The organism is Streptomyces sp. NPDC090442 (assembly GCF_044769405.1).
In the GTDB taxonomy this organism is placed as follows: domain Bacteria; phylum Actinomycetota; class Actinomycetes; order Streptomycetales; family Streptomycetaceae; genus Streptomyces.
In genome coordinates, this window is record NZ_JBIVXW010000051.1 from 20,152 (window position 1) to 35,631 (window position 15,480).

Below are 15,480 nucleotides of genomic sequence, written 5' to 3' on the forward strand. Positions count from 1 at the left end.
GCGACAGGGGCGAAGCTCCACCGGCCGGTACCGGAACTCAAGAGGAACGACTGGGGGAACCCTCGATGTCAGATCTGCACGGTGGGCCGCTGCTGTTCGTCAGCAGCTCGGAGTCCGGCCGGATCAATCCGCTGCTGGCCATCACCGCCGAACTCGGCCGGCGCGGCGGCGTCGAGTCGGTCTTCGCCACGACCGAGGACTGCCGCGGCGACATCGAGGCGCTGCCCGGCACGCCCCCCGTGCGGTTCGCGTCCCTGGGCGAGCCCAACCCGGCGCACCTGCCGAAGACCTGGGACAACGAGACGTTCGCGGCGTTCACCGTCGCCTCCCGCGCCCAGGCGGTCTCCGCGTATCTGGAGCGGGTCACCGACGCCGACTTCCTGCAGACCGTCTACGACCGGCTGTTGACGGTCGTGGACGAGGTGAAGCCCGCGCTGATCATCGCCGACCAGGACGTGCCCTACGCCTTCGACGCGGCGCTGGCCCGGGACATCCCGTACGTGATGACCGTGCCGATCCCGATGGGTGCGGTCTACGGCCACCGGGTGCCCGAGGAGTACCCGAAGACCTTCACCGGCCTGCCCCTGGACATGACGCCCGAACAGCGCGCGGCCAACGAGGAGTTCACTCGGGAGGTCGGCGAGTGGGCCGCGAACTCGGCCGGCATCAGGAAGTTCGTGGAGCAGCGGGTGGCCGCCGGCTTCGCCAACCCCGCCTGCGTGTCGTCCCAGTACGCGGACGGCGCCCGGTCGGTGCTGGGGCTCACGGTGTTCGGCGTCGACTACGCGTTCCCCGACCTGCCGGAGAACCTCACCATGGTTGGCGCGCTGGTCCCGCCGGAGCCGGCCGGGGCCGAGCGGACCGCGCTGAGCGACTGGCTCGACGCGCACGAGTCGATCGTCTACATCGGCTTCGGCACCATCATGCGCCCCTCCGCCGGACAGATCGCCGCGCTGGTCGAGGCGGTGCGTCAACTTCCTTCCCGGCACCACGTGTTGTGGCGGCTTCCGGAGTCCCAGCAGCACCTGCTGCCGCCGCGCGAGGAGCTGCCGGCCAACCTCCGCGTCGAGTCGTGGCTGCCGTCCCAGACCGAGGTGCTGGCCCATCCGCACGTGCGGGTGTTCTTCAACCACGGCGGCGGCAACGCGGTCAGCGAGGGCTGCTACTTCGGCAAGCCGCTGCTGGTGATGCCGTTCTGGATGGACTGCTACGACTGGGCGGCGCGCGTCGTGGACGCCGGCTTCGGCCTGACCGTCACCTACGCTGCCGAGCCCGACGCGGCATGGATCGCCCGGCAGTTGACCGCGCTGCTGGACCAGGAGGGCTTCACCGAGCGTGCGCGGTTCTGGAGCGCGCGCCAGCGGGAGGCGGGCGGCCTCACGCGGGCCGCGGACCTCGTCCTCGCGCACGCCGCCACCGGGCCGTCGCCCCGGGCCTGACCCGTACCGCTGGAACAGGAGCCTGATCAGTTGCGCGTCCTCGCCACCGTCAACGCCTCGCCCTCGCACGCCCGCAAGTTCGTCCCGCTGGTCCGGGCCCTGACCGACGCCGGGCACGAGGTGCACTTCATCACCTCCGCGCCCGTCGTGAAGGAGCTGGCCCGGGAGAAGGTCGGGATCTCCACCCTGATGCCCAACGCCTACGACGGGCTGAAGGCGATGCTCCAGGGCATGGCCGCGGCCGAGGCCGCCGGGGTGGAGACCCGCACCGACGCCACCGACCACACCGAGGGCTTCAACGCGCTGTTCGCCTTCGACTTCTGGCGGGAGCTGCTGCCGCCGGTGACCGAGGCGGCCCGGCAGTTCAAGCCTGACCTGCTGCTGCGCGACGACTTCGACCTGCTGGGCTATCTGGCGGCCGAGCAGTTGGGCGTCCCGCACGTCACGATGTCGGGCGGCTCCACGATCCTGCTGGATCCGGCGCGGCTGGCCGACCCGCTCGACGCGCACGGCGCCGCGCTGGGCGTGACCGGTTCCGGCCGGGGCCTGTACGGCTTCGGGCGGGTGGACTACGTCCCGGCCGAGCTGTCCTTCACCGCCCACCCGTGGCCGGTCGAACTGCGCTTCCGGCAGCCGGTGTTGGCCCGGCACGGCGAGTCGCTGCCGGCCTGGATCGCGGAACTGCCCGCGGACAAGCCGCTGGTGTACGCCGCGCTGGGCACCTCCCTGCCGATGCAGGCCGAGCTCCAGCAGCAGGGGGTGACCCTGCCGTCGTCGATCCGGCCGGAGCACGAGGCGCGGCTCATCGTGGAGGCGCTGTCCGAGGTGGACTGCGTGGCGCTGGTGGCCAGTGGGGGGATCGGCGCGGATCTGCCGCGGGCCCCGCATGTGCACCTCGTGGACTCGGTGCCGCAGCCGCTGGTGCTGGAGGTCGCCGACCTGTTCCTCAACCACGGCGGCTACAACGGCATCCGGGAGGCGCTGCGGTCCGGGGTGCCGATGGTGGTGTGCCCGCAGGGGGCGGACCAGCCGCACAACGCGCGGCGGATCGCCGCACTGGGGCTGGGACTTCAGGCGGCCGACGCAACGGCGGAGGCGGTGGCGCGGGCGTGCGGGACGGTCCTCGGCGACGGTGCGTTCCACCACCGGGCCGCGGAGGCGAAGCGGAAGGTACTGGCCATGCCGGGCGTGGAGACCGCCCCCGCGCTGCTGGAGCGGATCGCATCCGACCACGCGTGACCGGCAACCGAATCAGGCAAGGTCGACGTGGAGGAGCGAGGAGTTCATGGGTTACGAGTACCCGGTGTCCCAGCCATGGCTCGAAGGGCGTGAGCTGGAGTACGTGACGGAGGCGGTCGGCAGTGGCTGGATCTCCTCCCAGGGGCCGGCGGTCAAGCGGTTCGAGGAGGCGTTCGCGGGCTACAACGACGTGGCGCACGGCGTCGCGTGTTCCTCGGGGACGACGGCGCTGACGCTGGCGCTGCGGGCGCTGGGCGTGGGGCCGGGCGACGAGGTCATCGTGCCGGAGTTCACGATGATCGCCACGGCCTGGGCGGTCGAATACGTCGGCGGCACGCCGGTGTTCGTCGACTGCGGCGACGACCTCACCATCGATGCCGCCCGCATCGAGGAGAAGATCACGCCGCGCACCAAGGTCATCATGCCGGTGCACGTCTACGGGCGCCGCTGCGACATGGACGCGATCATGGACATCGCGTTCCAGTACGGACTGCGGGTGGTGGAGGACTCGGCCGAGGCGCACGGGGTGCGGCCGGTCGCCGACATCGCGTGCTTCTCGCTCTTCGCCAACAAGATCATCACGTCCGGCGAGGGCGGCATCTGCCTCACCGACGACCCGTGGCTGGCGGGCCAGATGGCCCATCTGCGCGGGATGGCCTTCTCCTCGGAGCACAACTTCCTGCACAAGAAGCTGGCCTACAACTTCCGCATGACCAACATGCAGGCCGCGGTCGCGCTGGCGCAGGTGGAGCGGCTCGACGAGATCCTCGCCCGGCGCCGCGACATCGAGAAGCGGTACGACGAGGGCCTGCGGGACATCCCCGGGATCACGCTGATGCCGCCGCGCGAGGTGCTGTGGATGTACGACCTGCGGGCCGAACGCCGGGAGGAGTTGCGCCGCTTCCTCGCCGAGGCGGGCATCGAGACCCGGCTGTTCTTCAAGCCGATGAGTCGGCAACCCGGCTACCTCGATCCGGTCTGGCCGACCCTCAACGCCCACCGCTTCGCGGAGGACGGCCTGTACCTGCCGACCTACACCCAGCTCACGGCGGCCGACCAGGAGCGCATCGTGGGCGCGATCCGCGAGTTCTACGCCGCCGGCTGAGCGCGGGCAGACGCCGATACGACGGGCGGGCCCCGGGAGACAACTCCCGGGGCCCGCCCGCCCTTTGACATTCGCGACGCCCCACACGCCACACCGGCCCCGCAACGCAAGGATCCGGCGTGCGTGCGGAGAACCGGTCTCCGCACGCACGCCGGTGGGCAACGCCGGGCCGCGGGGGTCAGCCGGCGGCGTCGGCCCTCGGGGTGGTGGTCTGTTGGGGGTCGGCGGCCCCGCCGAGGACGCCCTCGATCGCGTCGACGGCCCGCGGGGCACCGCCGGCGTTCCGCGCGTGGTCGGCGAACTCCCGCACCCGCCGGGCGATGTCGGGGTCGCCGAGCACCCGCGCCACCGCGGCCCGGATCCGCTGCCCCGACAGCTCCTCGTGCGGCACCTTCACGCCGAGGCCGGTCTCGACCAACCGGTCGGCGACCGCGGTCTGTTCGGGCAGCATCGGCACCGCGACCTGCGCCGCCCCGAAGTACATGGCCTCCGTGGTGCCGCCCATGCCGCCGTGGCTGACGAAGGCGGCGGCGTGCCGCAGCACGGCGGTCTGCGGCAGCCAGGCGTGCGCCTCGACGTGCGGCGGCAGCGGGCCGAGGTCCTCGGGCGCCAGGTGGCGGCCGGTGGAGAGCACGACGTGCCAGGGCGCGTCGGCGAACGCGGTGACGCAGTCCCGCAGGAACTGCTCGCCGGCGTCGTAGCGGTGCGACCCCAGGGAGAGCACGACGACCGGGCGGTCGGTGGCGGGCGGGGTCCAACTCCGGTCGTCGGCGCGGGAGCCGAGGCAGGGGCCCACGAACACCGGGTCGCCGTCCTCGAACCGCTCGGCGGCGTACTGGAAGGGCTTGGGGAGCACGGCCAGGGAGAGCGCCTCGGACTTCGCGTGGAAGCGGTCCACCGTCATGTCGAGCCCGTGGACGGCGAGGAACTCGGCGAGCATGTCCACGATCATCTGGGAGACGCCCGTCTCGGCCAGCATCTTGCTGGTCTCGGGGAGCCGCTCGTAGAGGTTGAACTTGGCGTTGGCCGCGAAGGTGGGGAACACCTGGACCGCGGGGCAGCCCGCCTTGAGGGCGATCAGTCGGCCGACGGCGAGCACGGTGGTGTCGTAGAGCACCAGGTCGGGGGCGTCCGCGGCGAAGTGGGCCACCGCGACGTCGGCCGCGTCGACGGTCTGCCGGAACTGCGCCGCCGACAGCTCCGCCGCGTTCTCGGCGGTGACGGTGGCGGCCTTGCCCGCGAAGACCGGCTCCGACGCGGGGTGGATCAGCGCGGTGGCGCCGGTGGCCCCGACCCGCTCGGCGAACTCCTCGGTCGTCGGCCAGGTCACCCGGTGTCCCCGGCCCACCAGTTCCTCGACGATCCCGAGGAGCGGGGTGACGTGGCCGCCTGCGGCGTAGCTGAAGACGGCGATGTGGGCGCGCGGCATGGGGGCTCCTGTGGGGGCGGGGCGCGCCCGGGGTGCCGGCCGGGCGCGCGTCGGTGTGCGGGGAACGGGCGGGGTGGCCCTGGGGCGAGGCCCTAGAGGCGTTCCACCGTGGTGCCGTTGAGCCGCAGCCCGCGGCGGCGCATGTAGAGCCGGCCGTAGCGCTTGCTGACGAGTTGGAACAGCACGATGCTCACCACGAACATGACGGTGGTGACGGTGGGCACCGCGTCGATGTCGAGCCGGTAGGCGAGGAACATCCGGATGACGCCGTCGAGGAAGAAGCCGACGCCCCAGATGACGTTGGTGACCCGCATGATGTGGCGGATCTCCGCGTAGTCCTGCCAGAGCGCCTCCCACTTCGCGGTCGACTCGGCCGACGTCTGGAGGCTGATCAGCCCCTGGAAGATCGCCGGGCGCTTGTGGGTGGTGAGCAGCAGCCCGATGCCGAGCACGACGGTGAGCACACCGCTCTTGGCGAGGATCCAGCGGGGGCTGCCGGTGATCAGGGAGGTGAGGCCGCCGATGATCAGCAGGCTCAGGGTGAACAGGGAGACCGGGTCCGCCTTGCGCTCCTTGATGATCGTGTAGAGCGCCTTCAGGAAGGGCGGGACACAGCCGATGAGCAGGGCGTTCAGCGGGGAGACGCCGTACTCGCGCAGCCCGTAGTACAGCCCGAGGGGCAGGATCAGGCTGATGAACAGGGACTTCAGCAGGCCGCGGCGGGCGGCGGCGATCTGCTTCTTCTCCTCCTCGGTGAACCGCGCGTTCCCCTGGGGCGCGGAACCGTACGGCTCCTGATACGGCGCGGCACCGTAGTGCGGCTGCTGGCCCTGGCTCATCTCAATGCTCTCCCGTGTTCGCTTCCCGAACGGCGCCCGGACGCGGGTCCTGACGGTCGTTTCGACGATAGGGCCGGAGCCGGACGCGAGGAATCCGTATAGGCCCCGAAGTGGGGTCTAGTTAGACCCACCCCTTGCCCGGACCCAGCCCTACCCCTACGAGGAGTGGGCGGCACCCCTATACGCGTCCGAACGGGCCCCTACCAGCGGGAGATTGAGGGTGATGGTGGTCGGTCCGCCGAGCGGGCTGACGATGGAGAGCGTCCCGTCGAACGGGGTGAGGCGGCGGGCGATGCCGCTGAGCCCGCTGCCCGGGCCGGGGGCCGCGCCGCCCCGCCCGTCGTCGGTGACCGTCACGGCCAGCGCCCCGTCTCTGGTGACCAGGTCGATCGCCACCCGGGTGGCGCTGGCGTGCTTGGTGACGTTGCTGAGCAGCTCCGACACCGCCAGGTACACGGCGGTCTCCAACGGCTGCTGGATCGGCTCGGTCAGCTCCAGGTGCACGGCGACGTCCAGCGGGCTGTCCATGGCCAGGGCACGGACCGCGTCGCCGAGCCCCCGCTCGGCCAGCACCGGCGGGTGGATGCCGCGCACCAGGTCGCGCAGCTCCGCCAGGGCCTGGGCGGCCGCCTCCTGGATCTCCCCGACGACCTGCTTGGCCGCGGCGGGGTCGGAGTCGACGAGGTGCTTGACGGTGTTCAGCTTCAGACCGATGGCCAACAGCCGGGCCTGCGACCCGTCGTGCAGGTCCCGTTCAATGCGGCGGAGTTCGGCCGCCTGGGCGTGGGTGGCGATGGTCCGGGTCTCGGTGAGCTCCTCGACCCGTTGGGCCAGCAGCCGGCCGCCGGTCGGGGCGAGCAGCAGGTGCGCCCAGCGGGTGTGCAGCCGCAGCAGCGGTTCGGCGAGGACGGCGCTGAGGGCGATCAGCGGCAGCGCGAGCAGCACGCCGAAGGCCGGGTGGGACAGCGCCGACCAGTCGCCGGGCAGCAGCCCGAGCAGCGCGTGCCAGGGCGCCGCGGGGTCGTAGGGGAGGAACGGCCCCGCCAACGGCCACCACAGCCAGGGCCACAGCAGGGCGAAGACCCCGATCAGCGCGGGCAGCGTCAGCGGCAGCACCACCAGGGCCACCAGCAGCGGGTCGGTGGCCAGCCACACCAGGTCGCGCCAGGTCGCCACGTCGCTCCTGATCCACCGCACGCGCTCGCGCTGGGCGGACTGCCGCTGGCTGGTGTAGAGACGCTTGCCGGAGCGGTAGAGGCCGTCGGCGCGCTGACGCGGGGGCGACGGCTCGGGGAGGTGCGGCGCGGGGAGGGTGAGACCGGTGCGGTCGCGGACCAGCCGGCGGCCGAACTCGACCAGCCGACGGGCCGGTGCGGCGACCAGTTCCCACCAGAGCACGGCCAGGCCCAGCACGTGCAGCACGACGAACGCCACGGCCAGGAACGCGAACATCGCCCACTCCGCGACCGCGACGCCGATCAGCACCGTCAGCCGGTGCAGCGCCACCCCGGAACGCATCACCGCGCGCACCGCCGCCCCGTAGCGGGAGCGTCGGCACGGGGCGAGCAACAGCCGCGCGGCCGCGGCGTGGCAGCGCAGCAGCGCCGGGCCGGCGGCGCACCCGGCCGCGGCCAGCAGCACCCCGGCGGGCACCAGCCACGCCCCGGCCGCGTCGAGGGCCCGCAGCGGCGCGACGAGGTCACCGAGGTGCAGCGCGCCCGCGCCCGCCGCGGCGACCACCGCGCCCGCCCCGATCAGCGCGGCCGGCAGCGCCGCCAACGGCCCGCAGCTCAACGGCGCCAGCAGCAGCCACCCCAGGTCCCGCCAGGACGCGTCGTCGTTGACGATCCAGCGCACCAGCAGCTTGTGGTGGGGCATCCAGGCCGAGCGGTAGAGCTTGTTCTGGTACCGGTGCAGCCCGTCGGCGTCCGCCCGCGGCGGGGCGGGGCGCGGGTGGTACGGGACCGGGACGGGCACCGCCGACCAGAGGCCGGCCAGCCGCCGGGTCAGGTTGGTGAGCGCGCGGCCGCGTTCCACGACGGTGACGTGTACGTAGGGGATGCCGAGGAGGTAGGTGGCCTGCGCGGTGATCAGGGTCGCGGCCAGCAGCACCAGCCCGGCGGTGTCGAGCGCCCAGAGCGCCAACCCGCGTACCGGCGCCAGCGCCACCGGCCGCAGCCGGGTGCCCGGGGGCCGTCCGGAGGCGTGCCGCCCCACGGCCGCCCGGCTGCCTTCCGTCCGCACGCCGGCTCCACCCCGCCTTCCACAACGACCTGTTGAGGGCTGGCGCCCGTCCGTGGATCAGGGTCGGACCGGCCCCAGGGCGACCAGTCTCGCAGAGCCGTCCGCCGCCGCCCGTTGCCCGGGCCGAGGTGCCCGAGACGACCGCGGGGCGGACCGGCGGCGCTCTCCGCCGCCGGTCCGCCCCGGGTGTGGTGTGCCGGCGGTTACGCCTCGACCCAGCCGTGCCGGGTGGCGACCTCGGTCAGCCGGCGGCGGATCTGCAGGATCTGCTCCCCGGTCGCGCCGGGCGCCGCGAGCAGCAGCGTCTCGGTGATTTCCCGGGTGAATTCCTTGACGGTCAGCACGTCGCACATGCCGTCCTCGATGCCGTCCCGCGGCACCGGGTGACCGACCGAGAACGAGGCTGCGGGCACGGCCGGGGCGCCCGCAATGACGCGCACGTCGGCCGCCTTGAGGCCCCGGTCGCCCTCTTCGATGTCGAACTCGACCGTGACGCCGGGGGCGATCAGGGACTTGTCCACCAGGAGGTCGTTGACGTGCAGAAAGACGTCTCCCCCACCATTTTCGGGAGACACGAACCCATAGCCGCGAACCGCGTCGAAACGAATTACTTGTCCAGTAGCCACAATAAACCCCACCGCTCACACGAAAATACCCAGGGCGCGGAAAACGCTCACGCCGGCCTGGATGGTATTCGGTGCACCGCGCGAATTTCCAGTCCGGACGAATAACGAGAGCGTCAACCGCGCCGAAACGCGGCGCCCGCGCCGGACTACCGGGCGTCGAGCAGCCCGGAAATCGTCTTGGCCACCGTCGAAATGACCGTCGGCGCCTGCGCGTTGAGGTAGAAGTGGCCACCCGGGTAGGTGTGCAGGTCGAAGGAGCCCTCGGTGTGCTGCTCCCAGTCCCGCACCTCGTCCAGGGTCGCCTTGGGGTCGTCGACGCCGGTGTGTGCCTGGATGGGGGCGGCGAGCTTCGGGCCGGGGGTGTAGCGGTAGGTCTCGGCGGCCCGGTAGTCGCCGCGGATGGCGGGCAGGACGAGGCGCAGCAGCTCCTCGTCGCCGAACACCTCGGCGTCCGTCCCGTTCAGCGCCCGCAGTTCGGCGATGACGCCGTCGTCGTCGCGCAGGTGGACGCTCTCGTCGCGGTGCCGGGACGGCGCGCGCCGTCCGGAGGCGAACAGCACCAGCGGCACCGTGCCCCGGCTCTCCAGGCGGCGCGCCAGCTCGAAGCCGAGGGTGGCGCCCATGCTGTGCCCGAACAGCGCCAACGGCCGGTCGGTCCACGGCAGCACCTCCTCCACCAGCGCGTCGGCGAGCGCGGGCAGCGAGTCGATGCACGGCTCGTGGCGGCGGTCCTGCCGTCCCGGGTACTGCACGGCGAGCACCTCGACGTCGGGCGAAAGCGTCCTGGAGACGGGGAAGTAGAACGGCGCGGAGCCGCCAGCGTGCGGCAGGCACAACAGCCTGGCCCGCGCGCCGTCAGCAGGGTGGAACCGGCGGATCCACGGGCTGGTGTCGGTGGGGTTCGCGCTCACCTGGCGTCGTCCTTTCATGCTGCTCGCGTGGGGCGGCTCCCCGTGGGAACGAGCAGTCCCTCAGGAGCCTGCCGGTCCCGGGCGGGTCCGCACAACCCCTAACTTTTCCGGGCATCGGGGGGCCGCAGTCGGGGGCCGGTCAACACCCGTGGATCCGGGCGGGGTTGCCGGGTGCGGCGATAGGCTGACCGCGGCCGGACGCCCGGTCGCCCGAACCGCGTGCTGGCCGGCCCGCTCCCGAAGTCGGCGCCCGAACGCCCCGAGAGGACGCCGTGATATCCGAGTTGCTGCCCCAGCCGATCGAGACCGCCGAGGCGTTCGGCGACGCCGATCCGCTGCCCCGACTGTTCCCGCAGGAGGCCGCCCTGGTGGAGCGGGCGGTCGCCGGGCGCCGCGGGGAGTTCGCCACCGTGCGGGCCTGCGCCCGCGCGGCGTTGGCCCGGCTCGGCCACGACCCGGTGCCGATCCTGCCCGGCGAGCGCGGCGCCCCGCGCTGGCCGGACGGGCTGGTCGGCAGCATGACGCACTGCCGCGGCTACCGGGCGGCCGCGCTGGCCCGCGCCACCGAGTTGACGACCGTCGGCCTGGACGCGGAGCCGAACGGCCCGCTGCCCGGCAACGGCGTCGCGGAGACCGTGCTCCGCCCCGCCGAGCGGACCCATGTCGCCCAACTCGCCGCGGACCGCCCGGAGATCCACTGGGACCGGCTGATCTTCAGCGCCAAGGAGAGCGTCTACAAGGCGTGGTTCCCGCTGACCCGCCGGTGGCTGGACTTCGAGGAGGCCGAGGTCACCGTCGATCCGGCGGCCGGCACCTTCCGGGCCCGGCTGCTGGTGCCCGGGCCCGAGGTGGACGGCGCCCGGCTGCCGGGGTTCGACGGGCGGTGGCTGGCGCGGGCCGGGCTCCTGGTGACGGCCATCGCCGTCCCGGCGCCGCGGTCCGGAGCTCAGCCGTTCACGGCCGGGATGACCTCCCGCGCATAGGCGTCGATCACCGTCTCCTTCGCGTCGTGCATCGCGTAGAGCGCGAACTGGTCGACGCCCAACTCCCGTAGCCGGTTCAGCTTTTCGAGGTGCGCGGCGGGCGGGCCGATGAGGCAGAAGCGGTCGACGATCCCGTCGGGGACGAAGGCGGTGTCGGGGTTGTCGGTGCGGCCGTGGTGGGTGTAGTCGTAGCCGTCGCGGGCCTTGATGTAGTCCGTCAGCTCGTGCGGGACCAGGCCCGAGTCGGCGCCGTAGGTGGAGACCAGGTCGGCGACGTGGTTGCCGACCATGCCGCCGAACCAGCGGCACTGCTGGCGGGCGTGGTCGAGCGCCTCGGGCGAGTCGTCGGCGGTGACGTAGGCGGGGGCGGCGACGCAGATCTTGACGTCGGACGGGTCGCGGCCGGCCGCCGCGGCGGCGTCCCGGACCGCCTTGATCATCCACTCGGTGAGGAACGGGTCGGCGAGTTGGAGGATGAAGCCGTCCGCCTCCTCACCGGTCATCCTCAGCGCCTTGGGGCCGTACGCGGCCATCCAGACGGGAAGTTGGGCGCCCTCGCGCACCCAGGGGAAGCGGACGACGGTGCCGCCGCCGATGTCCGCCTCGTCGCCGCGCCCCAACGCCCGGATGATCTTCATGGCCGCGCTGATCCGGGCGAGGGTGTTGGGCTTGCGGCCCGCCACCCGCATCGCGGAGTCGCCCCGGCCGATGCCGCACACGGTGCGGTTGCCGTACATGTCGTTGAGGGTGGCGAAGGTGGAGGCGGTCACCTCCCAGGCGCGGGTGCTGGGGTTCGTCACCATCGGACCGACGGTGAGGCGGCTGGTCTCGGCGAGGATGCGGCTGTAGATGACGAACGGCTCCTGCCACAGGACGCACGAGTCGAACGTCCAGCCGTAGGTGAAGCCCCCCGCCTCCGCGCGCTGCATGAGGCGGACGACCTCGGAAGCGGGCGGGTCGGTCTGGAGGACGAGTCCGAAATCCATGGTGATGCCCCTTGGTTCCTCAGTTCAGGTATTGACAGGTGCCGCGCGGGACGTACGCGCCGTGCCCGGCACGGCCCGTGAACTCCCTTTGGTCGATGACTGGTTCGCCGCGCGAGAGGACCGTCTCCACTCCCCCGGTCAGGCGCTTGCCCTCGTAGGCCGAGTAGTCGACGTTCATGTGGTGGGTGGCGGCCGAGAGGGTGTGCTCGGCGTGCGGGTCGTAGATGACGACGTCGGCGTCGGCGCCCGGCGCGAGGGTGCCCTTGCGCGGGTAGAGGCCGAACATCCGGGCCGGCGCCGCGCAGGCGATCTCGATCCAGCGGCGGCGGGAGAGACGCCCCTCGACGACGGCCTGGTGGAGCAGGTCCATCCGGTGCTCGACGCCCGGCATCCCGTTGGGGATCTTGGAGAAGTCGCCCCGGCCGAGCTCCTTCTGGCCCGAGAAGCAGAACGGGCAGTGGTCGGTGGAGACCACCTGGAGGTCGTCGGTGCGCAGGCCGCGCCAGAGCGCCGCCTGGTGCTCCTTGGGGCGCAACGGCGTGCTGCACACGTACTTGGCGCCCTCGAAGTCGGGCTCCGCGAGGTTGTCCGTCGACAGGAAGAGGTACTGCGGGCAGGTCTCGCCGAAGACCGGCAGCTCCTCGGCGCGGGCCCGGGCCAGTTCGGCGAGGGCCTCCCGCGCCGACACGTGCACGACGTACAGCGGCGCGCCGGCCACCTGGGCCAGCCGGATCGCCCGGTGGGTGGCCTCGGACTCCAACAGCGCCTTGCGGACCTCACCGTGGTACCGCGGGTCGGTCTCGCCGCGCTGCAGCGCCTGCTCCACCAGGACGTCGATGGCGATGCCGTTCTCGGCGTGCATCATGATCAACCCGCCGTTGCCGGCGGCCTGTTGCATGGCGCGCAGGATCTGCCCGTCGTCGGAGTAGAAGACCCCCGGGTACGCCATGAACAGCTTGAACGAGGTCACCCCCTCGCCGACCAGCCCGTCCATCTCCGCCAGCGTCGAGGCGTTGACGTCGGAGACGATCATGTGGAAGCCGTAGTCGATGGCGCACTGGCCGTCGGCCTTGGCGTGCCAGGTGTCCAGGCCGGCCCGCAGCGCCGCGCCCTTGGACTGCACCGCGAAGTCGATGATGGTGGTCGTCCCGCCCCAGGCCGCCGCCCGGGTGCCGGACTCGAAGGTGTCGGACGCGAAGGTGCCGCCGAACGGCATCTCCATATGGGTGTGGGCGTCGATCCCGCCCGGGATGACGTACTTGTGCGAGGCGTCGAGGACGCGGTCGGCGGTCCACCGCTGACTGCCCGGCGTGGCCACCGCCTCGATCCGCCCGTTCTCGATCAGCACGTCCGCGTGCAGTTCCTCGGCGGCGGTGATCACCAGGCCGCCGGTGATGAGGGTCCGAGTCATTCCCGAGCAGTCCTTCCCATCTTGACTGACGCCATGTCACAAGCTGGTCTACGCCCGTAGATTCCGGACGGGAAGCAGACACCGTAGAAGCATGTCACCCGTCACGGCAAGGGTCTGACGGAAGATCAGCCTCCGGGTTGGTGTCGCCGCGACGGTCGGCCGGGTGGCCGAACGGGCTGCGCCGGGGGCCGGTCCGGGTGGAGGCTGGGGAGGGGTTCCCGGGCTGCCGGATGGGCAGGTAACAGTCCCCGGTACCCACCACATCGAAAGTCAACACAGGACCGCACCTTCACATTTGACACCCAGGGCGTCAGGGAGCGCGGATGGCGCCAGAAAGGCGATGCGTCATGGAGCAGAGCACACCGTGGGAGTTCTCCGACGACCGCGGGCGCCTGGTGGTGGCCGGAGAACGGCCGGAACGGATCGTGGCCTACATACAGGCGGGGGCCACGCTGTGGGATCACGGCATCCGGCCGGTCGGCCTGTTCGGGTCGATGCACGACGGGACGTCGGCCGACCCGGCCAAGGCCGGTGAGCTGCCGCTGGCCGAGGTCCGCTACCTCGGCTCGGGCGCCGCGCTGCACCCGGACACCCTCCTGGAGGGCCGTCCGGACCTGGTGGTCGCGGTCACCTACGACGGCGAGACCCTGTACGGGCTGGCCGCGAAGACCGCGCAGGAGCTGGAGGAGCAGGTACCGGTGGCCACCGTCGCGGTCGGTCCGGGGCGCAGTCTGCCCGAGGTCCGCGAGCGCTTCGCCGCGCTGGCCGGCTCCCTCGGCCACGGCGAACCACTCACCCTGGCACGGGAGTTGGACGCCGCGGAGGACGAGCTGCGGCGGGCCACCGCCGGCCCGGCGCAACCCCGGGTGGTGGCGCTGTCCCCGGCCGGCCCGGACAAGGTCCACCTGGCCCGCCCGGGCACCTGGCCCGATCTGCGGGCGCTGGCCGAGCACGGCGTGACGCTGACCGAGCCGGCGGCCGGCGCGGGGACGAACTGGTCGACGGTCGGCTGGGCGGAGGCCGCCGCGCTCGCCCCGGACGTCGTCCTGATCGACGCGCGGGTCAACGCCGCCCGCATCGGGGCGCTGCGGACGGACGAGAACTGGCGGGCGATCGAGGCGCGCGCCCGGCTGCTGCCGTGGAACCCGGAGGCCCCGGTGAGCCGGCGCGCGCACACCCGCTTCTTCACCGAGGTCGCCGGCGCGGTGCGCGCGGCCGCCGCCCGGAAGTAGTGCCGGGGCCCCCGATGCGCCGCGCGCCGGCCGCCCGCTCACCCCCCTTGACGCCGACTGGCAACAAACCTAACTTTCAACTCCCGTCCCATCCCCCCACGTCGGGAGTACGCCCATGGAGCGCCCCCTAACCCATCGCATCCGGTGGGGAGTTGCCCTCGTCGCCGGTATCGCGCTGACCGGCGCCTGTTCCGCGGCCGCCCAGCAGGCCCCGTCCGCGGCCCGGCCCGGCGGCGCGCGACCGGCCGCCGACCACCACGCGGCCCCCCTGTGGCGCGCCGACCCGGCCAAGGGCACCGCCGCCTTCGAGGGCGTGGAGACCAAGCCGGGCTCGGTCAGGGTCGTCGACGACCCGACCGGGAAGCACGGGAAGTCCTACCAACTCCACACCTCCGGCGACAAGATCGACGGCCCCACCCGGGTACGGGTGGAGACCCGCGGCCACCGCACCGCCAACGGGCCGCTGCGCTTCTCCAAGGAGGGCGACGTCTACTACATCGGCTGGCGCTCGATGTGGGGCCCGCTGCCGACCCAGAAGGGCGGCTGGGTGGTCCTGTGGCAGCTCAAGGACTACGGCTCGGGCGCCGCCACCCCGCCACTGTCACTGCGCGCCCGTGGGGACGGCTCCGTCGATCTGGAGTACGCCGACCCGAAGTTGAAGACCACCCGGCTCTGGCACACCCCGCTCGCCCTCAACACCTGGCACGACTTCGTCATCGGCATCAAGGTCTCCAAGGACCCCGCCAAGGGCTGGGTGCGGCTGTGGCACGACGGCGCGGCCCAGAAGCTGCCCGGCGGCGTGGAGCAGTACCCCGCGGCGACGCTGCGCGCCGACTGGGTCACCGACAAGTGGGGCGTCTACCGCTCCGACACCGTCAAGGGCCAGGCCACCGCCTACCTCAACAGCCCTGCGGTGGGCCGCAGTTACGGGGAGGTCGCGCCGACCGGCTGACGGGCGGAAGCGCACCGCTCACGACGGGGCCGCACCGGACGACGGTCCGCTGCGGCCCCGTGAGGTCGACGCGCTCGACGAAGC

At 72.6% G+C, this 15,480-nt stretch carries 13 protein-coding genes; 6 read left to right on the forward strand and 7 right to left on the reverse strand.

Features of this window, described 5'->3' with window-relative positions; genetic code table 11:
- Positions 1–65: 65 nt before the first annotated feature.
- From ACIQU6_RS29970 to ACIQU6_RS29980, 3 genes are read left to right on the forward strand one after another with little or no spacing between them, the layout of a single operon-like run.
- The gene (locus ACIQU6_RS29970) at positions 66–1,439 is read left to right on the forward strand and encodes a glycosyltransferase (RefSeq protein WP_403484830.1); all 1,374 of its coding nucleotides are present in this window, start codon (positions 66–68) and stop codon (positions 1,437–1,439) included.
- Between the two features lie 30 nt (positions 1,440–1,469).
- Positions 1,470–2,678 (forward strand): glycosyltransferase, encoded by a 1,209-nt coding sequence (locus ACIQU6_RS29975; RefSeq protein WP_403484831.1) that lies wholly within the window; start codon positions 1,470–1,472, stop codon positions 2,676–2,678.
- Positions 2,679–2,724: 46 nt separating this feature from the next.
- Positions 2,725–3,783, forward strand: a complete 1,059-nt coding sequence (locus ACIQU6_RS29980) for a DegT/DnrJ/EryC1/StrS family aminotransferase (RefSeq protein WP_403484832.1) — start codon at positions 2,725–2,727, stop codon at positions 3,781–3,783.
- A 178-nt stretch (positions 3,784–3,961) separates the two neighbouring features.
- On the opposite strand, the gene ACIQU6_RS29985 is transcribed toward ACIQU6_RS29980, so the two are convergent.
- From ACIQU6_RS29985 to ACIQU6_RS30005, 5 genes are all read right to left on the reverse strand, one after another.
- A complete protein-coding gene (locus ACIQU6_RS29985) occupies positions 3,962–5,212 on the reverse strand; it encodes a macrolide family glycosyltransferase (RefSeq protein ID WP_403484833.1) in 1,251 nt (416 codons plus the stop codon).
- 92 nt (positions 5,213–5,304) lie between these two features.
- Positions 5,305–6,051 (reverse strand): VC0807 family protein, encoded by a 747-nt coding sequence (locus ACIQU6_RS29990; protein WP_403484834.1) that lies wholly within the window; start codon positions 6,049–6,051, stop codon positions 5,305–5,307.
- Between the two features lie 156 nt (positions 6,052–6,207).
- Entirely contained in the window at positions 6,208–8,295 is a 2,088-nt protein-coding gene (locus ACIQU6_RS29995) for a sensor histidine kinase (protein ID WP_403484835.1), read from the reverse strand.
- A 203-nt stretch (positions 8,296–8,498) separates the two neighbouring features.
- Positions 8,499–8,870, reverse strand: coding sequence for a cold-shock protein (locus ACIQU6_RS30000; RefSeq protein ID WP_403484836.1), 372 nt, complete (start codon positions 8,868–8,870; stop codon positions 8,499–8,501).
- 197 nt (positions 8,871–9,067) lie between these two features.
- Positions 9,068–9,832, reverse strand: a complete 765-nt coding sequence (locus tag ACIQU6_RS30005) for a thioesterase II family protein (protein WP_403484837.1) — start codon at positions 9,830–9,832, stop codon at positions 9,068–9,070.
- 272 nt (positions 9,833–10,104) lie between these two features.
- Between ACIQU6_RS30005 and ACIQU6_RS30010 the strand changes: the two genes are divergently transcribed.
- The gene (locus ACIQU6_RS30010; RefSeq protein ID WP_403484838.1) at positions 10,105–10,815 is read left to right on the forward strand and encodes a 4'-phosphopantetheinyl transferase; all 711 of its coding nucleotides are present in this window, start codon (positions 10,105–10,107) and stop codon (positions 10,813–10,815) included.
- Here the strand turns inward: ACIQU6_RS30010 and ACIQU6_RS30015 are convergent.
- Together ACIQU6_RS30015 and hydA are read right to left on the reverse strand one after the other, a co-directional pair.
- Positions 10,779–11,801, reverse strand: a complete 1,023-nt coding sequence (locus ACIQU6_RS30015) for a TIGR03842 family LLM class F420-dependent oxidoreductase (protein ID WP_403484839.1) — start codon at positions 11,799–11,801, stop codon at positions 10,779–10,781. The genes ACIQU6_RS30010 and ACIQU6_RS30015 overlap by 37 nt on opposite strands.
- Before the next feature lie 19 nt (positions 11,802–11,820).
- Positions 11,821–13,212: a dihydropyrimidinase gene (hydA, locus tag ACIQU6_RS30020; protein WP_403484840.1), complete on the reverse strand. Its 1,392-nt coding sequence runs from the start codon at positions 13,210–13,212 to the stop codon at positions 11,821–11,823.
- Between the two features lie 347 nt (positions 13,213–13,559).
- Between hydA and ACIQU6_RS30025 the strand changes: the two genes are divergently transcribed.
- Complete coding sequence (locus ACIQU6_RS30025; RefSeq protein ID WP_403484841.1) at positions 13,560–14,444, forward strand: ABC transporter substrate-binding protein; 885 nt, start codon at positions 13,560–13,562, stop codon at positions 14,442–14,444.
- A 115-nt stretch (positions 14,445–14,559) separates the two neighbouring features.
- Positions 14,560–15,396 carry a heparin lyase I family protein gene (locus ACIQU6_RS30030; protein ID WP_403484842.1) on the forward strand — a complete coding sequence of 279 codons (837 nt, stop codon included), beginning with the start codon at positions 14,560–14,562 and terminating at the stop codon, positions 15,394–15,396.
- The last annotated feature ends 84 nt before the right edge of the window (positions 15,397–15,480 follow it).